The 26,208-nt window shown below is 71.1% G+C and carries 27 protein-coding genes and 1 pseudogene; 15 read left to right on the top strand and 13 right to left on the bottom strand.

Translation table 11 applies throughout. The features are described from left to right. Nucleotides 1-59 precede the first annotated feature (59 nt). Nucleotides 60-1,160 carry a branched-chain amino acid aminotransferase gene (locus ACYVIP_RS08690; RefSeq protein WP_460393937.1) on the top strand — a complete coding sequence of 367 codons (1,101 nt, stop codon included), beginning with the start codon at nt 60-62 and terminating at the stop codon, nt 1,158-1,160. A 13-nt stretch (nt 1,161-1,173) separates the two neighbouring features. Here the strand turns inward: ACYVIP_RS08690 and cobS are convergent, their stop codons facing one another. From cobS to ACYVIP_RS08675, 3 genes are all read right to left on the bottom strand, one after another. Beyond that, the gene (cobS, locus tag ACYVIP_RS08685; protein ID WP_460393935.1) at nt 1,174-1,917 is read right to left on the bottom strand and encodes an adenosylcobinamide-GDP ribazoletransferase; all 744 of its coding nucleotides are present in this window, start codon (nt 1,915-1,917) and stop codon (nt 1,174-1,176) included. Nucleotides 1,918-1,919: 2 nt separating this feature from the next. After that, nucleotides 1,920-2,969, bottom strand: a complete 1,050-nt coding sequence (gene cobT / locus ACYVIP_RS08680) for a nicotinate-nucleotide--dimethylbenzimidazole phosphoribosyltransferase (protein ID WP_460393933.1) — start codon at nt 2,967-2,969, stop codon at nt 1,920-1,922. 210 nt (nt 2,970-3,179) lie between these two features. Further along, nucleotides 3,180-3,713, bottom strand: coding sequence for a bifunctional adenosylcobinamide kinase/adenosylcobinamide-phosphate guanylyltransferase (locus ACYVIP_RS08675; protein WP_460393931.1), 534 nt, complete (start codon nt 3,711-3,713; stop codon nt 3,180-3,182). A gap of 24 nt (nt 3,714-3,737) precedes the next feature. Between ACYVIP_RS08675 and ACYVIP_RS08670 the strand changes: the two genes are divergently transcribed. Next, nucleotides 3,738-3,914, top strand: coding sequence for a hypothetical protein (locus ACYVIP_RS08670; protein ID WP_460393929.1), 177 nt, complete (start codon nt 3,738-3,740; stop codon nt 3,912-3,914). Here the strand turns inward: ACYVIP_RS08670 and ACYVIP_RS08665 are convergent. Together ACYVIP_RS08665 and ACYVIP_RS08660 are read right to left on the bottom strand one after the other, a co-directional pair. After that, entirely contained in the window at nt 3,911-4,891 is a 981-nt protein-coding gene (locus ACYVIP_RS08665; RefSeq protein ID WP_460393927.1) for an aldo/keto reductase family protein, read from the bottom strand. The two genes, ACYVIP_RS08670 and ACYVIP_RS08665, sit on opposite strands and share 4 nt — an antisense overlap. An 80-nt stretch (nt 4,892-4,971) precedes the next feature. Further along, nucleotides 4,972-5,622 (bottom strand): DUF3043 domain-containing protein, encoded by a 651-nt coding sequence (locus tag ACYVIP_RS08660; protein WP_460393925.1) that lies wholly within the window; start codon nt 5,620-5,622, stop codon nt 4,972-4,974. A gap of 38 nt (nt 5,623-5,660) precedes the next feature. Between ACYVIP_RS08660 and ACYVIP_RS08655 the strand changes: the two genes are divergently transcribed. Together ACYVIP_RS08655 and ACYVIP_RS08650 are read left to right on the top strand one after the other, a co-directional pair. Continuing rightward, nucleotides 5,661-6,770, top strand: coding sequence for a glycerate kinase family protein (locus tag ACYVIP_RS08655; protein WP_460393923.1), 1,110 nt, complete (start codon nt 5,661-5,663; stop codon nt 6,768-6,770). Nucleotides 6,771-6,868: 98 nt separating this feature from the next. Further along, nucleotides 6,869-7,231, top strand: a complete 363-nt coding sequence (locus tag ACYVIP_RS08650) for a HesB/IscA family protein (protein WP_460393921.1) — start codon at nt 6,869-6,871, stop codon at nt 7,229-7,231. Between the two features lie 63 nt (nt 7,232-7,294). Here ACYVIP_RS08650 and ACYVIP_RS08645 read toward each other — a convergent pair whose 3' ends face one another. Further along, the gene (locus ACYVIP_RS08645; RefSeq protein WP_460393919.1) at nt 7,295-7,435 is read right to left on the bottom strand and encodes a hypothetical protein; all 141 of its coding nucleotides are present in this window, start codon (nt 7,433-7,435) and stop codon (nt 7,295-7,297) included. A gap of 164 nt (nt 7,436-7,599) precedes the next feature. On the opposite strand from ACYVIP_RS08645, the gene ACYVIP_RS08640 reads away from it, so the two are divergent. Beyond that, complete coding sequence (locus ACYVIP_RS08640; protein ID WP_460393917.1) at nt 7,600-8,532, top strand: carbohydrate kinase family protein; 933 nt, start codon at nt 7,600-7,602, stop codon at nt 8,530-8,532. 37 nt (nt 8,533-8,569) lie between these two features. Next, nucleotides 8,570-9,394 carry a hypothetical protein gene (locus ACYVIP_RS08635; protein ID WP_460393915.1) on the top strand — a complete coding sequence of 275 codons (825 nt, stop codon included), beginning with the start codon at nt 8,570-8,572 and terminating at the stop codon, nt 9,392-9,394. Nucleotides 9,395-9,404: 10 nt separating this feature from the next. Here ACYVIP_RS08635 and asnB read toward each other — a convergent pair whose 3' ends face one another. Further along, nucleotides 9,405-11,333 carry an asparagine synthase (glutamine-hydrolyzing) gene (gene asnB, locus ACYVIP_RS08630; RefSeq protein ID WP_460393913.1) on the bottom strand — a complete coding sequence of 643 codons (1,929 nt, stop codon included), beginning with the start codon at nt 11,331-11,333 and terminating at the stop codon, nt 9,405-9,407. Between the two features lie 122 nt (nt 11,334-11,455). Here asnB and ctaC point away from each other — a divergent pair, with 122 nt between their 5' ends. Further along, nucleotides 11,456-12,445 (top strand): aa3-type cytochrome oxidase subunit II, encoded by a 990-nt coding sequence (gene ctaC, locus ACYVIP_RS08625; protein WP_460393911.1) that lies wholly within the window; start codon nt 11,456-11,458, stop codon nt 12,443-12,445. Between the two features lie 31 nt (nt 12,446-12,476). Continuing rightward, a complete protein-coding gene (locus ACYVIP_RS08620) occupies nt 12,477-12,878 on the top strand; it encodes a cytochrome c oxidase subunit 4 (RefSeq protein ID WP_460393909.1) in 402 nt (133 codons plus the stop codon). A 64-nt stretch (nt 12,879-12,942) separates the two neighbouring features. On the opposite strand, the gene trpD is transcribed toward ACYVIP_RS08620, so the two are convergent. Both trpD and ACYVIP_RS08610 read right to left on the bottom strand, forming a co-directional pair. After that, a complete protein-coding gene (gene trpD / locus ACYVIP_RS08615; protein WP_460393907.1) occupies nt 12,943-14,016 on the bottom strand; it encodes an anthranilate phosphoribosyltransferase in 1,074 nt (357 codons plus the stop codon). A 6-nt stretch (nt 14,017-14,022) separates the two neighbouring features. After that, nucleotides 14,023-14,430, bottom strand: a complete 408-nt coding sequence (locus ACYVIP_RS08610; RefSeq protein ID WP_460393905.1) for a response regulator transcription factor — start codon at nt 14,428-14,430, stop codon at nt 14,023-14,025. 169 nt (nt 14,431-14,599) lie between these two features. On the opposite strand from ACYVIP_RS08610, the gene ctaE reads away from it, so the two are divergent. The 5 genes from ctaE to ACYVIP_RS08585 are packed head-to-tail and all read left to right on the top strand — an operon-like array spanning nt 14,600 to nt 19,743. Continuing rightward, on the top strand, nt 14,600-15,202 hold the full coding sequence (gene ctaE, locus ACYVIP_RS08605) for an aa3-type cytochrome oxidase subunit III (protein WP_460393903.1): 603 nt from the start codon (nt 14,600-14,602) through the stop codon (nt 15,200-15,202). Between the two features lie 53 nt (nt 15,203-15,255). Next, nucleotides 15,256-16,053, top strand: a complete 798-nt coding sequence (gene qcrC, locus ACYVIP_RS08600) for a cytochrome bc1 complex diheme cytochrome c subunit (protein WP_460393901.1) — start codon at nt 15,256-15,258, stop codon at nt 16,051-16,053. Then, nucleotides 16,050-17,195, top strand: a complete 1,146-nt coding sequence (qcrA, locus tag ACYVIP_RS08595) for a cytochrome bc1 complex Rieske iron-sulfur subunit (RefSeq protein WP_460393899.1) — start codon at nt 16,050-16,052, stop codon at nt 17,193-17,195. The genes qcrC and qcrA overlap by 4 nt, the downstream gene beginning before the upstream one ends. Beyond that, nucleotides 17,192-18,850 carry a cytochrome bc1 complex cytochrome b subunit gene (gene qcrB / locus ACYVIP_RS08590; protein WP_460393897.1) on the top strand — a complete coding sequence of 553 codons (1,659 nt, stop codon included), beginning with the start codon at nt 17,192-17,194 and terminating at the stop codon, nt 18,848-18,850. The genes qcrA and qcrB overlap by 4 nt, the downstream gene beginning before the upstream one ends. Nucleotides 18,851-18,909: 59 nt before the next feature. Further along, nucleotides 18,910-19,743 carry a serine hydrolase gene (locus ACYVIP_RS08585; protein ID WP_460393895.1) on the top strand — a complete coding sequence of 278 codons (834 nt, stop codon included), beginning with the start codon at nt 18,910-18,912 and terminating at the stop codon, nt 19,741-19,743. Here ACYVIP_RS08585 and iolB read toward each other — a convergent pair. From iolB to ACYVIP_RS08565, 4 genes are read right to left on the bottom strand one after another with little or no spacing between them, the layout of a single operon-like run. Then, nucleotides 19,721-20,584, bottom strand: coding sequence for a 5-deoxy-glucuronate isomerase (gene iolB / locus ACYVIP_RS08580; protein WP_460393893.1), 864 nt, complete (start codon nt 20,582-20,584; stop codon nt 19,721-19,723). The two genes, ACYVIP_RS08585 and iolB, sit on opposite strands and share 23 nt — an antisense overlap. A 41-nt stretch (nt 20,585-20,625) precedes the next feature. Beyond that, nucleotides 20,626-21,513, bottom strand: coding sequence for a Cgl0159 family (beta/alpha)8-fold protein (locus ACYVIP_RS08575; protein ID WP_460393891.1), 888 nt, complete (start codon nt 21,511-21,513; stop codon nt 20,626-20,628). Continuing rightward, entirely contained in the window at nt 21,503-22,453 is a 951-nt protein-coding gene (iolC, locus tag ACYVIP_RS08570) for a 5-dehydro-2-deoxygluconokinase (protein ID WP_460393889.1), read from the bottom strand. Before iolC ends, ACYVIP_RS08575 begins: the two co-directional genes overlap by 11 nt. Further along, the gene (locus ACYVIP_RS08565; protein ID WP_460393887.1) at nt 22,450-24,159 is read right to left on the bottom strand and encodes a DEDD exonuclease domain-containing protein; all 1,710 of its coding nucleotides are present in this window, start codon (nt 24,157-24,159) and stop codon (nt 22,450-22,452) included. The genes iolC and ACYVIP_RS08565 overlap by 4 nt, the downstream gene beginning before the upstream one ends. 86 nt (nt 24,160-24,245) lie before the next feature. Here ACYVIP_RS08565 and ACYVIP_RS08560 point away from each other — a divergent pair, with 86 nt between their 5' ends. After that, entirely contained in the window at nt 24,246-25,595 is a 1,350-nt protein-coding gene (locus ACYVIP_RS08560; protein ID WP_460393885.1) for an NYN domain-containing protein, read from the top strand. Between the two features lie 79 nt (nt 25,596-25,674). Then, nucleotides 25,675-26,208 (top strand): annotated as a pseudogene (locus ACYVIP_RS08555) (D-alanyl-D-alanine carboxypeptidase family protein); the annotation flags it as partial.

Below are 26,208 nucleotides of genomic sequence, written 5' to 3'. Positions count from 1 at the left end.
GACTACAGATCGTCCGACTACCGATTCTCTGCTCGCCCTACGGCGGCTACCGTGCACACATGACGTCCACACTGTCGTTCACCAGGACCCCGCACCCGTCACCGGCGACCCCGGAGCGCGTGTCGGAGGTATTGGCCAATCCTGGTTTCGGGGCGTATTTCACCGACCACATGGTGACCATCCGCCACGAACGCAACCAGGGCTGGCACGCCGCCACCGTCGAGCCATACCAGCCGATCACCCTCGACCCGGCGGCCATGGTGCTGCACTACGGCCAGGCGATCTTCGAAGGCCTCAAGGCCTACCGCCAGCCCAACGGCGCCATCTCGTCCTTCCGACCAGAAGCCAACGCCGCACGCTTCCGGCGCTCCGCGCGCCGGTTGGCCATGCCGGAACTGCCAGACGACCTGTTCCTCGCCTCGCTGCGCGAACTCCTCGCCGTCGACGGGCGCTGGGTGCCCGCGCAGGACGAGGAGTCCCTCTACCTGCGGCCGTTCATGATCTCCACCGAGGCCGGCCTCGGCGTGCGGCCGGCCAACGAGTACCGCTACCTGCTGATCGCCTCGCCCGCCGGGTCCTACTTCGCCAGCGGCATCAAGCCGGTCAGTGTCTGGCTGTCCACCGAGTACGTGCGCGCCGCCCCCGGCGGCACCGGCGCGGCCAAGTTCGCCGGCAACTACGCCGCGTCGCTGGTCGCCCAGGCGCAGGCCGCCGAGCAGGGCTGCGACCAGGTCGTGTGGCTCGACGCGGTCGAGCGGCGCTGGGTCGAGGAGATGGGCGGGATGAACCTGTTCTTCGTCTTCGGCTCGGGCGACGGCGCGCGGGTGGTCACCCCGGAGCTGTCCGGCTCGCTGCTCGCCGGCATCACCAGGGACTCGGTGCTCGCGCTCGCCGAGTCGCTCGGCTACCAGGTGGAGCAGCGCCGGGTGTCCACCGAGGAGTGGGAGAAGAAGGCCGAGTCCGGCGAGCTGACCGAGGTCTTCGCGTGCGGCACCGCCGCGGTGATCACGCCGGTCGGATCGGTCAAGCACGCGGGCGGCGAGTTCGCCGTCAGCGGCGGGCTCACCGGCGACGTGACCATGCGCCTGCGCTCGGCGCTGACCGCGATCCAGCGCGGCATGGCGCCGGACCCGAACGGCTGGATGGTCCCGCTCACGTAGCGGTGCGGCGCGGTCAGACGAGGGTGCACATGGCCGCCACGACCGTGGTGGCCACCTCGCTGGCCGCGCCGAGCACATCGCCGGTGATGCCGTGCAGTCGCCGGCGCACGTGGGCCACGAAGCCCGAGGTGACCGCGGCCGCGACGAGCACGGCCACCGGGCCGAGCCACGGGTTGTCCAGGTCGACGACCGTGGCCGTGGCCACCAGCACGCCGAACCAGACCGCCGGCACCACCGGCGGCTGGGTGCCGGCGACCAGCGCGCCGAGGCCCTCCTGGCGCGCCGGCGGCACCCCGCGCAGGCAGCACAGGGCGAACGTCGCGCGCCCGGCGGTCACCGCGATGACCACCGCCCACCAGCGCTCGCCCGCCAGCGCGCCGAACGCCGTTGCCTGCGCGCCGAGCGTCACGATCAGCGCGACCACGCCGAACGGGCCGGTGCCGCCGTCGCGCATCACCGCCAGCGCGCGCTCCGGCGGCCCGTAGCTGCCGAGGCCGTCGGCGGTGTCCGCGAGGCCGTCCAGGTGCATGCCACGGGTGAGTACGGCCAGCAGCCCGACGGTGAGCAGGCCGGCGAGCAGGTTCGGCAGGCGGGTCAGGTCCAGGACCGTCAGGGTGCCGGCGGCCACCAGCCCGAGCAGCAGCCCGACCAGCGGGGCCAGCGCGATGGCCTGGGTGGCGACCGCCCGGTCGACCCTCGGCTGCCTGGCGGGCAGCACGGTGAGCCAGGTCAGCGCGAGCCGGGCCCCGTCGAGCACGGTCAGTCCGCCGACGGACCGCTGATGCCGGCGTCGGCGAAGGTCGCCATCTCGGCGAGGACGCGCACCGACATCGACAGCAGCGGGATCGCGGCCGCGGCACCGGTGCCCTCGCCGAGGCGCATTTTCAGGTCCAGCAACGGCTCCAGGTCCAGCTGCTCGAGCACCAGGTGGTGTGCGGGCTCGGTCGAGCGGTGACCGGCGACCCACCACGCGCGGGCGCCGGGCGCCAACTCCTCGGCGACCAGCGCGGCCGCGCCGGACACCACCCCGTCGAGCACCACCGGCGTGCGGCGGACGGCGGCCTGGGCGAGGAAACCGGCCATCGCGGCGATGTCCGCGCCGGCGACCGTGCGCAGCAGGGCGACCGGCTCGGCGGTGACCGGCTTGGCCCGGCGCAGCGCGTCGCGGATCGCGGCGGTCTTGCGCATCCACGTGGTGTCGTCGATTCCGGTGCCCCGGCCGACCACGGCCACCGGCTCGGCGCCGGTGAGCGCGGCGACCAGCACCGCGGCCGCGGTCGTGTCGCCGATGCCCATGTCGCCGGCCACCAGCAGGTCGGCCCCGGCGTCCACCTCCTCGTCCACAATGGACTTGCCGGCCGCGATGGCGGCGGTGGTCTGCTCCTCGGTGAGCGCGTCCTCCCGGTCGATCGAGCCAGACGAGCGGCGCACCTTGTACTGCTCGTCGCCGGTGTCGGCGTCGACCGCCAGGTCGACGACCCGCACGTCGGCGCCCGCGGCGGCGGCCAGGACGTTGATCGCCGCGCCGCCGGCGCGGAAGTTGGCCACCATCTGGGCGGTGACCTCACTGGGGTAGGCGGACACACCGTTGGCGGCCACCCCGTGATCCCCGGCGAAGACCACGATCCTGGTACGCCGCAACGGGTTCGGCGGGCACTGGCCCTGGCAGGCGGCCAGCCACGCGCCGAGCTGCTCCAGCCGGCCGAGCGAACCGCGCGGCTTGGTGAGCTGCTCGTGCCTGGCGAGCGCGGCCTGCCGGGCGGGCTCGTCGGGCGGGCTGACGGTGTCGAACTCGATCGGGTCGGACATCCGGCTACCTCCTGCGCGCGGCTGATCGCACACGAGCCTGCCAGAAGCCCACCGCCCTGTTCCGCCTCCCCGCGCTTTTGGGTGTTGGTTGCGTTGGGGAGGTGGGTGGGGGTTGGGGGCGTGCTTGTGGCTGGGTTGCGTCACGTTCCCCTGAGGTGCGGTTGGGAGGTGCTTGGGATGGCTTCGAGTCTGAGGGTGACCGGGGGTGTCTTAGCGGAGCCGCAGTGGGAGACCGGCTACGAGTAGGAGTACCTCGGTGCACTGGGTAGCCAGGGTTGCGTTGAGTGCGCCGAGTTCGTCGCGGAACAGGCGGCCGGCGGTGGTTGCCGGGATGACGCCGAGGCCGACCTCTGCCGAGACCAGGACCAGGCCGGCCCGGCAGCTCGCGACCGCGGTCGCCAGGCGGTCGTACTCGGCTCTGGCTGGGGCGAGGGGCGCCCCGGTCCACGCGCCGGTGTCGTCGAGCAGTGTGGTGAGCCAGGTGGCCAGGTCGTCGACCAGGATGGGGGGTGCGTCGGCGGCCGTCTGATCTAGCAGGGGCGCCAGGTCGTGGGGGGTCGCCAGCTCGACTGTCTGCCAGGTGGTGGGGCGGCGCGCCGTGTGGGTGGCGATGCGGGCGGTCCACTCCTGGTCGGTCGGGTCCGGCCGGGCCGTCGCCACATAGGTCGCGCGGGCGGGCGGCAGCAGCCCCTCGGCATGGGCCGACTTGCCGGACCGGGCGCCACCGAGAACCAGGGTTGCCACGGCCGCACGCTATCTTGTGCGGCCGTGGACTACCGCTGGAGCTGCGAGGACAGCCCGACCTTCGCCGATCAGGCGGCGGCCGAGGACTGGCTGGGAGACGCCTGGGCAGAGCTGCTGGCTCGCGGCGTGGACGAGGTCACCCTGCTGGGCGACGGTGACCCCGTCTACGGGCCGATGAGCCTGCACCCGCCAGGCGACTAGCCGCCCAAGGACGGATCGGTCTCGACGACGCCGTCCAGCACCTTGTCGATGGCGGTGAGGACGTCGGCGTCGAGGGTGACGCCGGCGGCCTTGACGTTCTCGACCACCTGCTCCGGGCGGGTGGCCCCGATGATCGCCGAGGCCACGTTCTTGTTCTGCAGCACCCAGGCCACCGCCAGCTGGGCCATCGACAGGCCGGCCTCCTCGGCGATCGGCCGCAGGTTCTGCACCTTCTCCAGCACCTCGTCGCGCAGTTTCCTGGCGATGAACTTCTTGCCGGTCTCGTCGGTGGCCCGCGAACCCGCCGGCACCTCCTGGCCGGGCAGGTACTTGCCGGTCAGCACGCCCTGCGCGACCGGCGACCACACGATCTGGCTGATGCCGGCCTCCTCGCTGGCGGGCACCACCTCGGGCTCGATGATCCGCCACAGCATCGAGTACTCCGGCTGGTTGGAGATGAACGGCACGTTCAGCTCGCGCGCGATCGCGGCGCCGGCCTTGATCTGGTCGGCCTTCCACTCGGAGACGCCGATGTAGAGCACCTTGCCGGCGCGCACCAGGTCGGCGAAGGCGAGGAAGGTCTCCTCCAGCGGCACCGTCGGGTCGAACCGGTGGGCCTGGTAGAGGTCGAGGTAGTCGGTCTGCAGCCGCGTGAGCGACGCGTTCGCCGACTCGATGATGTGCTTGCGGCCGAGCCCGCGGTCGTTGGGACCACCGGGGCCGGTCGGCCAGAACACCTTGGTGAAGATTTCCAGGCTCTCCCGCCGCTGGCCGGCCAGCGCCCGGCCGAGGACGGACTCCGCGCGGGTGTTGGCGTAGACGTCGGCAGTGTCAAAAGTGGTTACTCCGGCGTCGAGCGCCGCGCGGACACAGGCCTGCGCCTGGTCCTCCTCGACCTGCGAGCCGTGGGTGAGCCAGTTGCCGTACGAGATCTCACTGATGTTCAGGCCGCTACGGCCAAGACGACGAAACTCCATGTCATCAACCTATCCATGGAGCTACTCCAGGAAGAGCTGGAACGCGTGGCTGTGGACAACTCGCCCCAGCGAATGGAGAGTCACACCTTGTCGCCGGGGCGGACCTTCGGCTTGGGCACGCGCAGCTTGCGCAGCTGGGAGGCCCGGATGAACGAGTACCAGCCGACCGACAGGCCGCGGATCGACTCCTTGGGGAACCGCGCCCGCGCCAGCCGGGCGATCCGCCTGCCCATGAGGATGCCCTCGATGATCATCGCGACCAGCATCAGCAGGCAGAACAGCGTGGTCAGGCTCTGCACCTGCGGGTTCGGGAACAGCAGCGCCACGAAGATCACGACCGCGAGCGGCATGAACAGCCCGAGCAGGTTGCGCTTGGCGTCCACCAGGTCGCGGATGTAGCTCTTGACCGGACCCCGGTCGCGCGGCATCAGGTACTGCTCGTCGCCGGCCATCATGCGTTCGCGCTGCTTGACGCGCATCTCCCGGCGCTTGGCGGTGAGCGCCTTGCGTTCCTCCTTGTTGCCCCGCGCCCGCTTCATCGCCTCGCGGGTGGTGCGTGGCGGCGGCGCGACCGGGCCACGCTTGCGCTGCTCGGCCTCGCGCCGCTTGGGCGTCGGCCGGCCCTTGCCGGGGGTATGGCTCTTCCGGACGTCCTCCACCGCAGCGTCGTCGGTGACGTCGATCTCGGAGTCGGCGCTGTCAGCGGCGTCTTTGCGGCGAAGGAACCTCACGGGGGAGAGCGTAAGGGAAACCCAACTAGTCTTTGACCATGCGGGTCCTGATCGCTCCTGACTGCTTCGGTGGGACGTTGACCGCGCCGGAGGCCGCCGAGGCCATCGCCGCTGGCTGGCGCGATGGCGCGCCGGACGACGAGCTCACCCTCTGCCCACTGGCCGACGGCGGCCCCGGCTTCGTCGACGTGCTGGCCGCGGGCCTGGACGGCCAGCTCCACGAGCTCTCGGTCACCGGACCGCGCGGCGCGCGGGTCGAGGCGGTCTGGCTCGAGCACGATGGCACCGCCTACCTCGAGTGCGCCCAGGCGTGCGGCCTGCACCTGGTGCCGAAGGAGGACCGGGACGCGCTGGCCGCGACCACCTTCGGCGTCGGCGAGCTGATCGCCGACGCGGTCAAGGCCAACGTGCACACGATCGTCATCGGTCTCGGCGGTTCGGCGACCACCGACGGCGGCGCCGGCATGCTGCACGCCCTCGGCGCCGGACCGGTCGACGCCGACGGCGAGGAGCTGCCGCCCGGCGGCGGGCCGCTGGTCGACGCCGCCCGCCTCGGTGGCCAGGTCGATCTGGGGGACATCACCCTGGTCGCCGCCTCCGACGTGGAGAACCCGCTGCTCGGCAAGCTCGGCGCGGCCAGGGTCTTCGGCCAGCAGAAAGGCGCCGACGACCTGGCCGTCCGCCGGTTGGAGCGCTCGCTGACCCGCTGGGCGGACCTGCTCGCCGAGCTGGCCGACCGGGACGTGCGGAACGTGCCGGGCGCCGGCGCGGCCGGTGGCCTCGGCGCGGCGCTGATCGCGCTCGGGGCGTCGGTGGAGTCCGGCGCAGGGGTGGTGCGCCGGCTGACCGGCCTGGACGCCGCGTTCGACCAGGCCCAGCTGGTGATCACCGGCGAGGGCAGCTTCGACTTCCAGTCACTGCGGGGCAAGCTGGTCACCCGCGTGGCCGGCGCGGCGGCCGAGCGGGGAGTCCCCTGTGTCGTGCTCGCCGGCGTGGTCAGCGTCGGCCGGCGGCGGGCGGCGTCGGCCGGGGTGGATGTCGCCTACTCGGTGGCCGAGCACGTCGGCTCGGCCGAGGCGTCGCTGGCCGACCCGGCGGGCACGCTCGGCGCCCTGGCCAAGCACGTCTCGGCACAGTGGCGCCGGTAACACCGCGCCTCCAGCGACGTGTGCGACCATGGGTGGAAGAAAAGGCGGACGATTCCGGTTGTCCACAGGTACTAGGAGTCCGAGGTCGAGGGAGAACCATGACGACCGCACAGGAGAACACCACGGCGACGGAGACCCATGAGGTGACGTTGTCCGACGCCGCGGCCAGCAAGGCCAAGGCCCTGCTGGACCAGGAAGGCCGCGATGACATGCATCTGCGCATCGCCGTCCAGCCTGGGGGCTGCGCTGGGCTGCGCTACCAGCTGTTCTTCGACGACCGCACGCTCGATGGCGACCTGTTCCGTGACTTCGGTGGCCTCAAGGTCGCGGTCGACCGGATGAGCGCCCCGTACGTCCAGGGCGCCACCATCGACTTCGTCGACTCGATCGAGAAGCAGGGGTTCACCATCGACAACCCCAACGCCGGTGGGTCGTGCGCCTGCGGCGACTCGTTCCACTGACGAGCTGACACCCGAAACGGGGCCCGGCAGGGCCCCGTTTCGCTGTGTTGCGGTTGGTCCAGCTCAGACGTACTCGTCGAGCTGGTCGACCTGCGCGTAGCAGGCGTCGTCGACCGTCCATGGCGGTGGGGTGTCTGGCAGCTCGCGCGCGCTCGGCCTCGGCGGAGCGGGGATCGCGGAGCAGTCCGCGATCAGCTCGTCCATTGTCTCTGAGTCCGTGATGTGCACATGGTCGAACCTAGGTGGAGCACACTGCCACCGCACTATTACCCAACGGTATTCTTATCGCTCCTCCACCTGACGACAACCAGACAGGGGAAGCCCTCGTGCCCGTCGCCGTCTCCGGAAGCATCGCAACCGACCACCTCATGCATTTCCCAGGCAAATTCAGCGAGCAGTTGGTCGCTGAGCAGCTCCATCGGATCTCGCTGAGCTTCCTCGTCGACGACCTGGTCGTCCGGCGCGGTGGGATCGGCGCCAACATCGCGTTCGGCATGGGCGTGCTCGGCGCGTCCCCGGTACTGGTCGGCGCGGTTGGCGACGACTTCGGTGACTACCAGTCCTGGCTGGAGCGTCACGGCGTGAACTGCGCCGGGGTGCACGTGTCGGAGACCGCGCACACCGCCAGGTTCGTCTGCACCACCGACGACGAGATGTGCCAGATCGCGTCGTTCTACGCCGGGGCCATGTCCGAGGCCCGGCTGATCGAGCTGAAGCCGATCGCCGACCAGATCGGCGGCTTCGACCTCGTGCTGATCAGCCCGGACGACCCGGAGGCGATGCTGCGCCACGCCGACGAGTGCCGTCAGCGCGGCTACCGGTTCGCCGTCGACCCGTCCCAGCAGCTGGCCAGGATGGACGGCGCGCAGATCCGGGCGTTCGTGCAGGGCGCGGACTACCTGTTCAGCAACGACTACGAGTGGGAGCTGCTGCGCCGCAAGACCGGGTGGACCGAGCGCGAGGTGCACGACCGGGTCGGCGTCCGGATCACCACCCTCGGCGAGAACGGTGCCGAGATCGTCCAGAAGGACGGCACGTCGATCACCGTCAAGGCGGTCCCCGAGACGGTGAAGGCCGACCCCACCGGTGTGGGTGACGCGTTCCGTGCCGGCCTGCTGACCGGTCTGGAGAAGGGCCTCGGCCTCGAGCGGTCGGCCCAGCTCGGGTCCTACCTCGCGGTGCTGGTCCTGGAGACGATCGGCACGCAGGAGTGGACCTTCGACCGGGCACAGGCGGTGCAGCGCATCGGCGCCGCCTACGGTCCAGAAGCCGTCGAGGAGATCGTTCCCGTACTCCCGTAGCTACCGCTGGGCGTGGCCATCTGGTAGCTGTGAGTACATGCGAGCACTCATCGTCGCCGCTGCCCTGCTCCTGCTGTTCACCGGAGTCGCCTCAGCCACCGGTCCGTGGCGTCCGATCGGTTCGGACGTCGCGCGGCCGCTGGACGAGTCCCAGGGCCTGGCCGTGATCGAACGGCCAGGCGGGACCGTCGTCCGCTACACCGGCATCGCCACCATCCCGCCGGGCCTGGCCGCGCGTGGCTGGAACCACGTCGGCGACCCCGGCGCCGGCCACGGCTACTACGTCGAGCCCTACCAACGCGACGACCGCGGCGCGAAGCTGTTCCGGGTCGAGGCGCCGGACGGCTCGTGGGCCGAGTACACCCATGCCCTGGAGTCGTGGGAGGCGACGAACAACTCCTTCGCCGCCGTCTCCCCGGACGGCCGCTGGCTGCTGGCCGGCGAGTGGGGCACCACCGACCGCCTGCTGGTCCACCCCATGCCCGGCATCGCCCACCCCGACCCTGGGCAGAACCTGCCCTACAGCTCGGCGATCCGGCTCGACCGCCAGGTGCGCGACATCCAGGGCTGCGACTTCGTCACCGACCGCCAGCTGCTGTGCTCGTCCAACGACCCGGCAGGCGACCTGTTCGGCATGACCAAGCCCCTGCTCCAGGTGGACCTCGCCGCCCCGGCGGGGGCCACCGACGTGGCCGGCACGGTCACCGCCCTCGGTCAACTCCCCCTGGAAAGCGCCTGCCAGGGGGAGTTCGAGACCGAGGGCATCGACTACGACGAACGCGACGGCACGCTGCGCGTCGTGGTGCTCTCACCCAGCGTCTGCGTCGCCTTCGACAGCAAGACCTGGCGCTTCCGGCGGTGAGCGCCCGAGGTCACAACCGAACCGGGTAGTGCGGCTCCGGCACCCGGATGGGCACCGTGCCCTCGATGAAGATCCCGTGCCAGATCATGAAGACCAGCAACGCCCAGATCCGCCTGCTGTGGTCGAGCGTGCCCGCCCGGTGCTCCTCCAACAGCCGCAGCACCGCGTTCTTGTCGATCTCCTCGTCGGTCTGCGACTTGAGCACGATCTGGCGCGCCCAGTCGTACATCTCGTCGCGCAGCCACAGCCGGATCGGCACCGGGAACCCGAGCTTGCGCCGGTTGAGCACGTGCGCCGGCACGATCTGGCGCAACGCCTGGCGCAGCGCGTACTTGGTGGTCTCCTTGGTGACCTTCTCCTCGAGCGGGATGCGGGCGGCCACCTTGAACACCTCGGTGTCCAGGAACGGCACCCGCAGCTCCAGCGAGTTCGCCATGGTCACCTTGTCCGCCTTGACCAGGATGTCCCCGCGCAGCCAGGTGAACAGGTCGACGTGCTGCATCCGGGTGACCGGGTCCCAGCCCAGTGACTCCCGGTACGGCCCGGCCGTCACGTCGGTGTGCCCGACCGCCGGGTCGAACGTGCGCAGCACCGCCCGCATCTGGTCGTCCCGGAAGATCCGCGCGTTGCCGTAGTAGCGGTGCTCGAGGTCCAGCGCGCCCCGCCGCAGCAGGTCCTTGCCGCGCGTGCCCTCGGGGATCTTCGTGGACAGCGAGCCCATCGCCCGCCGCAGCGCGCCCGGCACCTTCTCGAACGCGGCCAGCGACAACGGCTCGCGGTAGATGGTGTAGCCGCCGAACAGCTCGTCGGCGCCCTCGCCGGACAGCACCACCTTCACGTGCCGGCGCGCCTCGCGGGCGATGAACCACAACGGCACCAGCGCCGGATCGGCCACCGGGTCGTCGAGGTACCAGATGATCAGCGGTAAGGCCTCCATCATCTCCTGGGCGCTGATCGTGCGGACCACGTGCTTGACCCCGATCGCGGCCGCGGACTCGGCCGCGACGTCGACCTCCGAGTAGCCCTCGCGCTCGAAGCCGGTGGTGAACGTGACCAGGTTCGGGTTGTGCTCGCGGGCCAGCGCGGCGATGGCGGTCGAGTCGATGCCGCCGGACAGGAACGCGCCGACGGTCACGTCGGCGCGCATGTGCTTGGCGACCGAGTCCCGCATGACGTTGGCGATCTGGTCGTAGAGCCGCTCCTGGCCCTCCTTGCCGCGCACCGCGGTGGGGCGGAACGTGTGGAAGAAGTACCGGTCGGTGGTCAGCCGGCCGCCGGGGGAGATGGTGAACGACGTGCCGGACTCGATCCGGCGCACCTCCTGGTGCAGCGTCTCCGGCTCGGGCACGTACTGCAGGGTCAGGTAGTGCTGCAGCGCGGTGCGGTCGAGCGTGGCCGGCACCCGCAGCCGATGCGCCAACTCGAGCAGCGACTTCTTCTCGCTCGAGAACGCCACCCCGCCGGGACCGGCCGAGTAGAACAGCGGCTTGATCCCGAACGGGTCCCGCGCGCCGAACACCACCCGCCTGCGCCAGTCCCAGATCAGGAACGCGAACATGCCGCGCAGCTTGGACACCGCGGCCGGGCCGAGGTAGTGGTACAGCGCGACGATGACCTCGCCGTCGCCGTGGGTGCGCATGGTCGCGCCGTGCTGCTCGATCAGCTCCTGGCGCAGCTCCAGGTAGTTGTAGATCTCCCCGTTGAACAGCAGCGTGTAGCGCTCCTGGACCCCTTCCGGGCTCCAGTGCAGCGGCTGGTGGGAGTTGTCGACGTCGATGATCGACAGCCGGTTGAAGCCGAACACGACCTCGTCACCGGCCCAGGTACCGCTCTCGTCGGGGCCACGGTGTCGCTGGCAGCGCATCGCCGCCGCCACCGCCTCCCGGCTCGCGCTGGCATCGGCTTCGGTGGGGCAGACAAGGCCAAGCAGACCGCACACGTCTTCGGCACAACCTCTCGCGTCGAGTGCTCGTCGGGTCCAAGTATGGCGGGAAGTATCACGGTCGGCCCGACGCGGTGTGGCCTCCGCCGCTCGGCTAGGCTCCCGACCTAGATCAAGGGATGTCTGAGGAGGGGCGCGCAGTGGGCGACAAGAGGCGCACGCCGGCCAAGCGGGTGGCTGGTCTGGCTGTCCTGGCCGGGCTGGCTTCCCTCACCCTGTCCGGTTGTACCGCCGGCGACGTGTTGAACTTCGGCTGGCCGGACGGGGTCACCCCGCAGGCCGACCGCATGCGGGAGTTCTGGACGTGGACGGTGATCGCGTCGCTGATCGTCGGCGTGCTGGTGTGGGCGCTGATCCTGTGGCCGGTCATCGCGCACCGCAAGCGGGGCGACAAGCTGCCAAAGCAGTTCCAGTACAACCACTTCCTGGAGTGGATCTACACCGGCATCCCGTCGGTCGTCGTGGTGGTGCTCTTCTACTTCACGATGACCACCCAGAACTACGTGCTGGCCGAGGAAGCGCCGGAGGACGTCGACGTCCACGTCAACGTGCTCGCCTTCCAGTGGAACTGGCAGTTCGAGTACGAGACCTACACCGACGCCAGCGGCGACGAGGTCCGGCCGCGCACGCCGGAGGGCCCGCTGGTCAACACCACCGGCAGTGCCACCGAGATCCCGCTGCTGGTGCTGCCGACCGACAGCCAGATCCACTACGAGCTGCGTGGCCGCGACGTCATCCACTCGTTCTTCGTGCCGGAGTTCAACTTCAAGCGGGACGTGTTCCCGCACCCGGAGAAGAACAACCAGGACAACACGTTCCAGAACACCATCCAGGAAGAGGGCTCGTTCGTCGGTCGGTGCGCCGAGCTGTGTGGGACCTACCACTCCGCGATGAACTTCGAGGTTCGCGCGGTGAGCCCGGAACGGTTCGACCAGTACATGGTCCTGCGGCGGAGCCTGAACGAGGAGACCGGCCAGCCGTACACGGCGGCCGAGGCGCTCGCGGAGATGGGCCGGGACGACCCGAGCTGCGGTGAGCTGTGCAGCCCGACCGCCAACACCACCATCCCGGTCGACACGGACCGCACGGCCCGTACTTCGTCGAACTGAGTGTCGCCAGGCCCGCGAGAGTGAGGACAGCATGAAGGTCGAAGCCAGGCTCTTCGACGTGACGACCGCGTTCTTCTTCATCGCGGCGATCGTCTACGGGATCTGGGCGCAGGAGCCGGTCGGTCTCGTCGGGCTCATCCTGACCGGTGGGCTCTCGCTGATCATCGGCTCGTACTTCCACTTCGTCGCCCGCCGGGTGGAGCGCAGGCCGGAGGACAACCCGGAAGCCGAGATCAGCGACGGCGCCGGGGAGATCGGCTTCTTCAGCGCCGGCTCGTACTGGCCGGTCGGCATCGCCGCCGCCGGCGGAGTCGCGGCCATCGCACTCGCGTTCTGGCAGGTGTGGCTGCTGGTGATCGGACTGGTGCTGGTGCTGCTCACCATCGGCGGCCTGGTCTTCGAGTACCACACACGGCCCAACGCCACCGACTGACACAAACGACACGAAGAACCCCGCGGGCCATCGGCTCGCGGGGTTCCTTGTCGTTCGGGGACCGTCAGCCGACGGGGGCCGCCTCCTCGTCGCGCGCGCGCAGCGTGGTCGACAGCGCGGCCCACCGGTCGAGCAGCTCGGCGACGGCACCGTCGTCGATGGCCTGGCGGGCGCGCGTCATCGCGGTCGCCAGGTCGGCGTGCAGGTCGCCGGAGAAGCCGGTGAAGGCCGCGATCGCGCCCGCCGCGTTCAGCACCACGGTGTCGCGGATCGGGCCGGGCACGCCGGCGACCAGGGCGCGCAGCGCGGTCGCGTTGGTCGCCGCGTCCCCGCCGACCAGGTCGCCCGGCGTGCTCGTGGGGATCTCCAGCCGGGCCGGGTCGATCCGGTCCACCCGCACCGTGCCGTTGGTCACCAACCACGCCGTCGTGGTGGTGGTCGTGGTGATCTCGTCCAGGCCGTCGTCGCCGCGCACGACCAGGACGCTGTAGCCGCGGTCGGCCAGCACCTGCGCCACGACCGGCGCGAGGCGCTCGTTCGCACAGCCGACCAGCGCCGACGTCGGCTGCGCCGGGTTGGTCAGTGGGCCGAGGATGTTGAACGCCGTCGGGATGCCGATCTCCCTGCGGACCGGCCCCGCGTGCCGGAACCCGGGGTGGTAGGCGGGGGCGAAGCAGAAACCGATGCCCACCGTGGTCACACACTCGAGCACCGAGGCCGGGGACAGGTCGATGGCCACGCCGAGCGACTCCAGCACGTCGGCCGCGCCGCACTTGGACGACGCCGCGCGGTTGCCGTGCTTGACCACCGGGACCCCGGCGGCCGCGGTGACCAGCGCGCTCATCGTGGAGATGTTCACCGTGCCCGCCTGGTCGCCGCCGGTGCCGACGACGTCGGTCGCGGGCCGCTCGAGCCGGACTCGACGAGCCCTGGCGAGCATCGCCTCCGCCATGCCGGCGACCTCGGCCGCGGTCTCGCCCTTGGCCCGCAGCGCGACCACGAACGCACCGATCTGGGCCGGGCCGGCGTTGCCGGAGATGATCTCGTTCATCGCCCAGGAGGTGTCGGCGGTGGCGAGGTCAGCGCCCGTCACGAGTCTGTTGAGCAGCGTCGGCCAGGTCGGTTCGCTCGTGCTCACGATCGATCACCCCTGGTAGACGGGTAGCTGCCGGTTGCGCAGCACGTCGGCGACGGTCTCCGCGGCGGCCAGCGGGTCGAGCGGGTGCACGATCACCGCGTCGGCCTGTGACCAGGTCGCCAGCCAGCGGTCGTCCTTGCGCCGGATGGCGATGACGATCGGCGGGCAGTTGTCGATCTCGTTCTTGAGCTGGCGGCACAGGCCGATGCCGCCGGTCGGCTGGGACTCGCCGTCGAGAATCGCCAGGTCGACGGTGCCGCTGTCCATCTCCATCAGCACCTCGGAGATGGTGGCGGCCTCCTGGTAGTCGACCCGCCCGATGTCCGCGGCCGGCCGGCGACCGACAGCTGTGAGAATCGTCTCCCGGATCTCGGGCCGGTGGCTGAACACCAGAATCTTCAGCGGTGAGCTCATGGGGGCCTCCGGGAGAGCGCTAATACGGCACAGACACGACGACCAGATGCTATCCGGCACACCATGGTCGGCATCAGGTGCCCGCGTCGGCTCGTGGATCACTCGGGACACCCGGGCGCGCCGTGGACCCGATCAGTCGCACCACGTCGGGGCAGGCAATAATGCCCGCGTGACGACAGCAGCGCCCTCCATCAGCCAGCGTGTGCATTCGCTGAACCGGCCGAACATGGTCAGCGTCGGCACGATCGTCTGGCTGGCCAGCGAGCTGATGTTCTTCGCCGGCCTATTCGCCATGTTCTTCACGGTCAAGGCGCAGAACGAGACCGAGCACTGGCCGCCGGAGCCGACACATCTCAACGTGCCGTACGCGCTGGCTGTCACGATCGTCCTCGTCGCCTCGTCTCTCACCTGTCAGCTGGGTGTGTTCGCGGCGGAGCGAGGTGACGTGTTCGGGCTACGGCGGTGGTACACGATCACCCTGGTCATGGGCACGGTCTTCGTGCTCGGGCAGGCCTACGAGTACTACCAGCTGATCCAGGACGGCACCACCATCCCGTCCTCGGCGTACGGGACCGTCTTCTACCTGACCACGGGGTTCCACGGCCTGCACGTGACCGGGGGCCTCATCGCGTTCGTGTACCTGCTCATGCGCACCAAGATGAGCAAGTTCACCCCGGCGCAGGCGACGTCGGCCATCGTCGTGTCCTACTACTGGCACTTCGTTGACGTCGTCTGGATCGGTCTGTTCACGGTGATCTACTTCGTGAAGTGACGCCGGGCGGATCGACTGCTAGAACCCGAACTGACACAGGGGTTGCCGCACAGATGATGAAGAAACGCAGGGCTGGCTCGAAGTTCCGGAGGCGCATGGCCGGCATGCTCGCGCTGGCCATCGCGCTGGTCGGCGTCGGCACGCTGTACAGCGTGTTCGTACCGGAGCCGCAGACCGCGCAGGCCCAGGACGATCCGATCATGGTGCGGCAGGGTGAGCAGATCTACAACACCACCTGCATCAGCTGCCATGGTCAGAACCTCGAGGGCGTCGAGGGCCGGGGCATGAGCCTGATCGGCATCGGCGAGGCCGCCGTCTACTTCCAGACCTCGACCGGCCGCATGCCGGCGGTGGCGCAGGGCGCGCAGGCCAAGGAGAAGCCGCCGGTGCTGACGCCGGAGGAGATCGAGCAGGTCTCGGCGTTCATCGAGGCCAACGGTGGCGGCGTGGAGATGCCGGAGGAGACCGGCGCCGAGCTGCGGGGCGACAACCCCGCGCGCGGCGGCCAGCTGTTCCGGTTGAACTGCGCGTCGTGTCACAACTTCACCGGTCGCGGTGGCGCGCTGTCCTCGGGCAAGAACGCGCCGGCGCTGGACAACGTGACCGAGGACGTGATGTACGCCGCCATGCTCGCCGGTCCGGACAGCATGCCGCGCTTCTCCGAGCGCCAGCTGTCGCCGACCGAGAAGAAGGACATCATCGCGTACGTCAAGTCCGTCACCGACGGGAACAACAACCCCGGCGGTAACGCGCTCGGTGGGCTCGGACCGCAGTCCGAGGGCTTGATCGGCTTCATTGTGGGGATCGCCGCGCTGCTCGGCATCACCTTGTGGATCGGGGCAAAGCAATGAGCACGGAAAACCCGGAGCACCAGCCGGCGACGCCGAGCGACGAAGAACTCGCCAGGATGGATCGGGACGAGCTGACCACGCTCGGCATGAAGCTCGACGGCGTCGAGATGGTCGAGTACCCGGACCCGTGGCCGGTCAAGGGCACGCGCGCGGAGAAGCGGGCGGAGCGGGCGGTCGCGTTCTGGTTCGGCCTGTCCGGTCTCGCCGGCCTCGCCTTCGTCGTGGCGTTCATCTTCTGGCCGGCGAAGTACGTGGCCCCCGACGATCCCGGGCACCTCATGTACTCCCTCTACACGCCGGTCATCGGCCTCACCCTGGGTGTCGCGGTGCTGGCCGTCGGGATCGGCGTGCTCGTGTACACCCGCCGGTTCATCCCGCACGAGGTCGCGGTGCAGGACCGGCACGACGGCGGGTCGACCGAGCTGGACAAGGCGACGATCCTCGCCCAGTTCGCCGACGCCGGCAACCGCAGCACGATCGCCCGCCGGCCGCTGGTCAAGCGCTCGCTGCTGTTCGGCGGCGGGGTGCTGGGCCTGGCGATCACGGTGGTGCCGCTCGGCGGCCTGATCCGCAACCCGCACGCGCAGTCGTCCAACGAGGAAGGCCTGCTGCGCACCGGGTGGATGCACCACAGCGACGACGAGAAGGTCTTCCTGCGCCGCGACACCGGTGACTCCGGCGAGGTCGCGCTGGTCCGGCCGGAGGACCTGGACGCTGGCGCCATGGAGACGGTCTTCCCGTTCCGCGAGTCGGAGCGCGATGACCATGACGCTCTGGTGCACGCGCTGCGCCGGGCGGACAATCCAGTCATGTTGATCCGGCTGCGCCCCGAGGACGCCGCGCGCGTCATCAAGCACGAGGGCCAGGAAGACTACAACTACGGCGACTACTACGCGTACACGAAGATCTGCAGCCACCTCGGCTGTCCGACCTCGCTGTTCGAGCAGCGCAGCAACCGCATCCTGTGCCCGTGCCACCAGTCGCAGTTCGACGCGCTGGAGTACGCCAAGCCGGTCTTCGGCCCGGCCACCCGCAAGCTCGCCCAGCTGCCGATCACCGTGGACCCGGAGACCGGCTACTTCATCTCGACCGGTGACTTCAACGAGCCGATCGGTCCCGCGTACTGGGAGCGGAAGTCATGAGTGGACTGACGACACCTACCAAGCCCGACAACCTGGCCATCCGCGCCGCGGGTGGTGCGGCCAAGTGGGTCGACGACCGGTTCCATGCCGCCGGCGGCATGCGCCGGCAGCTGAACAAGGTCTTCCCGACGCACTGGTCGTTCCTGCTCGGCGAGGTCGCGCTCTACAGCTTCATCGTCCTGCTGCTGTCCGGCACGTACCTGACGCTGTTCTTCGACCCGTCGATGGCCGAGGTCACCTACCAGGGTTCGTTCGTGAACCTGCGCGGCGTGGAGATGTCGCGGGCCTACGAGTCGACGCTGTTCATCTCCTTCGACGTGCGGGGCGGCCTGTTCGTCCGGCAGGTGCACCACTGGTCGGCGCTGCTGTTCATCTCGGCGATCGTCGTGCACATGTTCCGCACGTTCTTCACCGGTGCGTTCCGCCGGCCGCGCGAGGCCAACTGGGTCATCGGCGTGCTGATCTTCGCGCTGGCCTGTGTCGAGGGCTTCACCGGCTACTCGCTGCCCGACGACCTGCTCTCCGGCGCCGGGCTGCGGATCATGTTCAGCCTGATGCTGTCGATCCCGGTCATCGGTACCTGGATCAACTGGTTGATCTTCGGCAGCGACTTCCCCGGCACGGAAGTCATACCCCGGCTCTACGGCGTGCACATCCTGTTGATCCCGGGCATCCTGCTGGCCCTGATCGCGGTGCACGTCGGGCTCGTGTGGTACCAGAAGCACACCCAGTTCCCCGGGGTGCGGCGCAAGGAGACCAACGTCGTCGGCGTCCGGATCATGCCGACCTTCGCGCTGAAGGCCGGTGGCTTCACCGCCGTGGTCATCGGCGTGATCGCGCTCATCGGTGGGTTGTTCCAGATCAACCCGGTGTGGAACTTCGGCCCGTACAACGTGGCGCACATCTCCGCCGGCACGGTGCCCGACTGGTACATGGGATGGACCGACGGCCTGATCCGACTATGGCCGGCCTGGGAGATCTATCTCGGGAACTACACGATTCCCGCGCCGTTCTTCCCGTTCATGTTCGGCCTGCCGCTGCTGGTCGGCATCGCCGCGGTCTATCCATGGCTGGAACGCAAGTTCACCAAGGACTACGCGCACCACAACCTGCTGCAGCGGCCGAGGGACGTGCCGGTGCGCACCAGCCTCGGCATGATGGCGATCACCTTCTTCATGGTGGCGCTGCTCTCGGCGGCCAACGACGTGCTGGCGGAGAAGTTCGACATCTCGCTGAACGCCACCACCTGGATCGGCAGAATCGGGCTGTTGGTCGCGCCGCCGCTGGTGTACGCGATCACCTACCGGATCTGTCTTGGCCTGCAGCGGTCCGACCGGCAGGTGCTCGAGCACGGTGTGGAGACCGGCATCATCAAGCGGCTGCCGCACGGTGAGTTCATCGAGGTGCACCAGCCGCTCGGCCCGGTGGACGAGCACGGCCACCCGATCCCGCTGGAGTACCAGGGCAGTCCGGTGCCGAAGAAGATGAACAAGCTCGGCTCGGCCGGTGAGCCGGTCGCCGGCTCGCTGCTACGAGCCGACCCGCCGGAGGAGACCGCGGCGCTGGCCAGGGCACGGGCCGCGCAGCACGGCCACGGGGACGCTGACGAGGCCGGTCCGGCGTTGACCGCGGGCGAAGAGGATACGACCAAGTAGCGGTGAGGTCAGTCACTCGCACAAGGGCCGTCGCGTTCGTCGCGGCGGCCCTTGTCGCCTTGGGTGGATGTTCGTCCGGTTCGTCCGCTCCTCGGGCGCAGTCCGCGCTGGCGCGTGAGGCGCCGGCCTGCACGAACACCGACCCCAGGACCGACTTCGACTGCACGTTGCGGGGGCGGTTCGCCGAGGTCGAGCGGTACCTCGCCGACCGGCCGGGGACCGTCGGCGTGGTGGTGCGCGACCTGCGCACCGGGGCGGTGTGGCGCAACAAGCACGCGGCCGACCTGACCTGGACGGCGTCCACGATCAAGCTCGCGATGGTGGTCGACCTGCTCACCCGCGACCGGGCGGGCGAGATCGAGCTGTCGGCCGCCGACCGGGGGCTGATCCGCGCGATGCTGCACACCTCCGACGACCGCGCGGCGGACACCCTCTGGTACCGCTACGCGGGCACGGACCACATGTCGTTCAACGACAACTTCCCGAACTACGGCCTCACGTCACTCAAGCCGCAGGCGGGCTTCACCGACTTCTACCCGTACTGGGGCTTCCAGAAGTGCACCGCCGATGACCTCGACCGGCTGATGACCCATGTGCTGACCAAGCTGCCCGCCGACGAGCGCGCCTACATCGTCAAGGAGATGCGCTCGGTGGACGCCGTGCAGCGGTGGGGCGTGTGGGGCGCCGGTCCGGAGGCCAAACCGGGCACCAAGGACGGCTGGTCGGAGGAGGAGGGCGGCTGGGTGACCAACACGGTCGGCTTCGTCGGCGACGGTGAGCGCTACACCCTGGCGGTGATGAACGACCTGCACGGCGAGGCCGGTTTCGCCGCCGGCCGGACCACCGTCACCGAGGTGGCCGACCTGTTGTTCAACGACTACTTCCCCGGCTGAACGGCAACCGGGGGTCGACCCGCTCATCGGCCCAGGTGCCGCGGATCCAGGTGTGCGCCGGGTCGTCGCTGATCAGCCAGGCCCGCTCGGCGCCGGGGCCGGCCATGACGTTCAGGTAGTACAGGTCGTAGCCGGGGACGGCCATCGACGGGCCGTGCCAGCCGTGCGGGATCAGCACCACGTCGTCGGTGCGCACCTCGGCCAGCACGTCGATCTCGCCCGCGGCCGAGGCGTACACCCGCTGGTAGCCGATGCCGGGACCGTCCGGGCCGGGTGCCACCTGGAAGTAGTAGATCTCCTCCAGCACCGATTCGTGCGGCCCGGCCTCGTCGTGCTTGTGCGGCGGGTAGGACGACCAGTTCCCGCCGGGGGTCAGCACCTCGCAGGCGATCAGTTTCTGCGCGCCGAACGCGTCCGGCGTACAGAAGTTGTTGACCTGCCGGCTGCACCGCCCGGCCCCGCGCAGCTCGACCGGCACGCCGTCGGCCGGGCCGTACCGTGCGGGCAGCCGGGTCGTGCACACCGAGGACGGCAGGGCCAGCGTCGCGCCCGCCGAGGACGTGAGCACCGCGGTCGCGTCCCGAGGGAGGTAGGCGAAGTCGGACGGGCCGGCGAACACGTTCGCGCGGCCGGTGAGCTCGAAGGTCTGGTCGTCGACGGTCACCACGCAGCCGCCGGACAACGGCAGCACGAGCGTCTCGGCCTTGCCGGTCACCACGGTCCGCGACTCGCCGGGCGCCAGGTCGAGCACCACGAGCCCGGAGTAGGTCCAGCCGGCCGACGCCGGCGTGATCGTCACCCGGTCGGCGCCTGTCGAGCCCGCTGGCAGGTGGTGGCGCACGGTGGGCCCTCCTCGGGTCTCTCCTCGGGTCTCTCCTCGGGTCACAGCAGGCTCGCCGCGGTGTCCACGGCCTTGGTGACGTCGCCGTCCGGCGGGTAGAGCAGCGACCGGCCGACGACCAGCCCGCACACCGTCGGGTGACGCAGCGCCCGGTCCCAGCGGGCGTAGGTGGCCTCGGCGTCGGCGGCCACCTCCCCGCCGAGCAGCAGCGTCGGCAGCGTGGTGGCCGCCAGCACCCTGGCCATGTCCGCGCCGCCGTCGCCGATCACCGGCACCTTCAGCCAGGTGTAGGCCGAGGTGTGGCCAAGGCCGGCGGCGACGGTCAGCGCGGTGGTGGCCGCCTCGACCGACAGGTCGTTGCGCAGCACCCCGTCGACCCGGCGGGACACGAACGGCTCCACCATCGCGACCAGCCCGCCGTCGGCCAGCTCCCCGACCGCGGCGGCGCAGGCCGCGAGCGTGGGCGCGGTCCGGTCGTCGTCGAGGTCGACGCGCAGCAGCATCTTGCCGCCGTCGAACCCGAACCTGGCGATGGTCAGCGCGTCGTAGCCGGTGAACCGGTCGTCGATCTCGAACGCCGCGCCCGCCAGCCCGCCGCGGTTCATCGAGCCGAACACGCTCGCGCCGTGCAGCGCGTCGAGCAACAGCAGGTCCTCCAGGATGTCCGCGGTGCCGAGTACCCCGGTGACCAGCGGGTGGGCCAGCGCCTCGCACAGCCTGCGCAGCAGCTCGGCCCGGTCGGCCATGGCCAGCGGGTCCGCGCCGGCGCGCAGCGAGCCACGGGCCGGGTGGTCGGCGGCGATGACCAGCGCCTTGCCGGTCGGCCCGAGCAGCGACGGGCGGCGGGTGCGGGCGGCGGCCAGCGCGCCGATCGCACCGGGTTCGGCCACCCGCCGCGCGGTGAGGCCGGCGATCCGGTCAGTCACCATCGGACATCAGCTCCTCGACTTCCCGGGTGGTCGGCATGGCCCCCGAACAGGACAGCCGGGAGGCGACGATGGCGCCGGCCGTGTTGGCGAACCGCATGATCCGTTCGGTGTCCCAGCCGGCGAGCAGGCCGTGGCACAGCGCGCCGCCGAACGCGTCGCCCGCGCCGAGCCCGTTGACCACCTCGACCGGTACCGGCGGCACGCTCACCTGTCCGGTGTCGTCGGCGGCCAGCACGCCGGCCGGTCCCTGCTTCACCACGGCGAGCCGTAGGCCGAGGTCCCGCAACGCGGTCGCGGTGTCGGCCGGCGATCGTTCGCCGACCGCGACCGCGCACTCCTCGAGGTTGCCGACGGCGACGTCGACGTGCGCGAGCGCGGCGCGCACCCAGGGGGTCGCCTCGGCGGGCGAGGTCCAGAACATCGGCCGGAAGTCCAGGTCGAGCACGGTGATCGCGTCCGGGTTGGCGGCCCGGCGGGCGGCCAGCGCGGCCAGGGTGGCCGAGCGGCTCGGTTCCTGGCACAGGCCGGTGACCGTGACCCAGAAGACCGTCGCGGCGCTGATCGCGTCCAGGTCCAGCTCGGCGGTGTTGATCTCCAGGTCCGGTGCCTTGGGGTAGCGGTAGAAGTAGATGGGGAAGTGGTCGGGCGGGAAGATCTCGCAGAAGGTGATCGGCGTCGGCAGCCCCGGCACGCCGGTGACGAACCGGTCGTCCACCCCGAACTCGCGCAGCGCCCGGTGCAGGTAGTCGCCGAACGGGTCCTCGCCGGTCCGGCTGATCAGCGCGCTGCGCCGCCCGTGCCGCGCCGCGGCCACCGCCACGTTGGCCGCGCTGCCCCCGAGGAACTTGCCGAACGAGGTCACCTCGGCCAGCCCGACCCCGGTCTGCTCGGGATAGAGATCCACCCCGATCCGGCCCATGGTGATGAGTTCCAAACTCACCGGGGCACCTCCGCTCGGGTTGACAGTGCGGCGTCGGCTCTGGCGAGCCAGCCGCGCCAGGTCGCGGCGGCCATGGCCGGCTCGGCCCATGGCTGGGAGCATCGAACCATCCTGGTGCCCGGTCGATCCAGCCACCGCAGCACGATGCCCACCTCCTCGGCGGGCGCGCCCCGCAGCGGGCCGGGGCCGGGCAGCACGGTTTCGGCCGACGCGGCCAGCAGCTCGACCACCCGCATCGGCGGCACGCCGCGGCGGGCGACCCCGGCCGAGGCGAGCCTGCCGTGGCGCACCACGGCGAACTCCCAGCCCCCGTCGCCGTCCGGCCGGGCCGCGATCAGCTCGGGCACCGACGCGAGCGCGGCCAGCCGCTGCCCCCGGTCCAGCGTGCGCACGAGCACCCGCATCCGGTCGCGGTCGAAACCCGCCTGCTCGAAGCGCTGTGCCGAGGCCAGCTCGGTGAGCCGGTTCGCCAGGCGCCGCAACGGGTCCAGCCGGCGCCCGGCGATCAGCCCGAGGAAGGCCACCGGCGCGGCGGCGTAGTCGTCGACCGACTGGTGTCCGGCGCACGGCGCGGCGCACTTGCCGAGCTCGGCCAGCGCGCACGGCCGCGCGTTGGCCCGCTGCGCCGGGATCCGGACCGTGCACGGCCGCAGCCCGGTGGCGTCCTGCAGCGCGATCATCGCGTCCTCGGCCAGACCCCGGGAGCGGAACGGGCCGAGCGCGTCCTCGCGGGGCACCCGCACCAGCGACAGCCGGGGGAACGCCTCGTCGGTGAGCGTGAGCCACCACGCCTGCTTAGGGTTCTTCGACCGCCGGTTGTAGGCGGGCTTGTGCGCCGAGAGCAGCCGCAGCTCGCGCACCTGCGCCTCCAGCGCGTGCGCGCACTCGATGTGGTCCACCCGGCTGGCCAGGGCCACCATCTCGCGCAGCCGGCGGCGGGTCTCGCTCGCGGTGAAGTACTGCCGGACCCGCCGTTTGAGGTCGCTCGCGGTGCCGACGTAGAGCACCTCGTCGCCCGGCCCCCGGAACAGGTACACCCCGGGCGAGCTGGGCAGGTCGGCGGCCATGGTGCGTTTGCGGCGCTGTTCGGGGGTGACCTCGGGGATGTAGTCGAGCAGCTCCTCGAGCGACTGCACGCCCAGCGAGCCGACCCGCTCGAGCAGGGAGTGGAACACCTCGACGGTGGCGCGCGCGTCGGCCAGCGCCCGGTGGTTGGGCCTGGTGCGCGCGCCGAACAGCTCGGCCAGCGCCGAGAGCCGGCAGCTGGGCGCCTCGTCCCTGGTCAGCATCCGGCGGGCGAGCTGGACGGTGCACACAACGGTGGGTTTGGGCCACCGGTAGCCGTGGCGCAGGCAGGCCTTGCGGACGAAGTTGGTGTCGAAGCCCGCGTTGTGCGCGACCAGCACCGCGCCCGCCGCGAACTCGAGGAACGCGGGCAGCACGGCGTCCAGGCGCGGGGCGGCGTGCACCATCGCGTCGGTGATCCCGGTCAGTGAGACGACCTCCGGCGGGATGCCCCGGCCGGGGTCGACCAGCGTGGCGAACTCGCCGAGCACCTCGCCGCCCCTGATCTTGACCGCACCGAACTCGGTGATCGTGTCCTCGTCGCTGACCCCGGTGGTCTCCAGGTCGAACACCACGAACGTGGTCGAGCGCAGGGGAGTGCCCAGCTCGTCGAAGGCGAGCTGGCCATCCATCTTCGGCATGGTCGGGCAAGCTAGCGGAGCGCACCGACAGAACGGGCCGGGAAAGCCGTCGAGTGCCGCCGCGACCAGCAGACTAACCTTGGGGGATGGCACCGTCACTCCATCCGGTCGGACCGGACGAGCTCGGGGACTCCCCGGAGCCCGTCCAGTCCACTGTGGACTGGACGGCGTTGCCGGACGCGGTGCGTACCCGGATCGCGGAGCTCGGCGCCGACGCCATCGGCGCGTTACCGCCGGTGGACATCCCCCAGCAGCTGCGCGCGGTCGCCCGGTTCACCCCGGCCAAGCGGGCCAGGTTGGGCAGCGGGCCGATCATCGCGAACCTGCGCGACTCGATGGCCTTCCGGACCGCGGTGGTCGAGTGGTGCCGCAAGAACCGGCCGGCCGCGCTCGACCTGAGCGGCGAGGACCCGATCGCGGTGGCCGCGGCCGCGGTGCTGCTCGGCGAGGACACCGCGGGCCACTACCTCGAGCTGGTCGCCCGCCGGGCATCCGACGCCTCCTTACGTGCCCAGCGCGACGCCGCCGTCGTGCGCGCGGAGCGGGCCGAGGGCGAGTTGGCCAAGCTGCGCGGTGAGCTGGAGTCGGTCCAGGACGCGGTGGCCAAGGCCAGGCAGGAGGCCGACGTCGAGCTGGAACGGCTGCGCAAACGCCTGCGCGAACAGGGAGTCAAGGTTCGCGAGGCCAAGGACGAGGCCGCCAGCGCCAGCTCGGAGATCGCCAGGGCGCACGGCGAGACGGCCGCCAGGGTCGCGGCGCTGACCGAGCAACGCGACCGGGAGCACGAGCGGGCGGAGACCGAGCGGGCACGGGCCAGCCGCGCGGAGGCCGACGCCGACATCGCCCGCCAGTCCGCCAGGGAGGCCCGCCAGGCCGACGAGGTCCGGCTCGCGCTGCTGGTCGACACCCTCGACGGCGCGGTAACCGGGCTGCGCCGCGAGCTCGCGCTCGGCGGCGCCGGTCCGCGCCCGGCCGACCTGGTGCGCGGCGCGACGGAGGCCCACGGCTCGGTCGGCCGGGTGGAGGACCCGGCCGCGCTGGACCGGCTGCTCGCGTTGCCGTCGGTGCATCTGGTGGTCGACGGGTACAACGTGACCAAGACCGGCTACCCGGAGCTGTCCCTGTCCGACCAGCGCGACCGGCTGATCCGGCAGCTGGCCGCGCTGGCCGCGCGTACCTCGGCCGAGGTCACGCTGGTCTTCGACGGCGCCGGGGTGGTCGCGGTGCCGACCACCGCTCCCCGGGGCGTGCGGGTCCTGTTCAGCGATCCCGGCGTGCTGGCCGACGACGTGATCCGCGCGCTGGTGACCGCCGAGCCGGAGGGGCGGCCGGTGGTCGTGGTGACCTCCGACCGCGCGGTGGCCGACTCGGTTCGCCGCCGGGGCGCGCATCCGGTGCCCTCCGCCGTGCTGCTGGCGCGCCTGGGCCGCTCCTGAGCCGCGATTCACCCGATCTGGTGGCGCATCCCTGACCCAGGTACGCCGTTGTTACGGACAGGGAAGAAGGGGCGGCCGGATGCGGGTAGGGGTTGGCGTCGCGCTGGTGCTCGCCGTCCTTGTCGTGGCGCCGCCGGCCGGCGCGCAGCCGCCGGGCGGCGACCAGGTCGAGGCCGGGGTCGCGCCGGGGGCACCGCCGACCGACCCCCGGCCGGGCGCGGCCTTCGCCGACCAGGAGGTCGCCAAGCTCCAGCGGACCGCCACCGACGTGCAACGCGACCTCGGCGACCTGTCCGCGCGCATCCACGACGCCGAACGCGACCTGGCCTCGGCCACCGGCGCCGCGAACGCCGCCCGCGTGGCCAGGGAACGGGCCGACGAGGTCGTCGCCGCCCAGCAGGCCGACGTGGACGCCTACTCGGCGGCCGTGTACACCTCGCTCGGCCAGCCGTCCGGGCTCCGCGCGCTGCTGGCCGCCGCCGACCCCGGTGCTTTCCTCGACGGCGCCGGCTTCGTCGACCGCGTCCGCGCCGACCAGGCCACCCGGCTCAGCGCCGCGCTGGACCGGCAGGAGACCGCCGAGGCGGCCGAGGCCCGCGCGGTGGCGCGCCAG

This window comes from Actinophytocola sediminis (assembly GCF_054779715.1).
The sequence above is the reverse complement of the archived record's forward strand: the minus strand, read 5'-3'. Positions and strand labels throughout refer to the sequence as shown.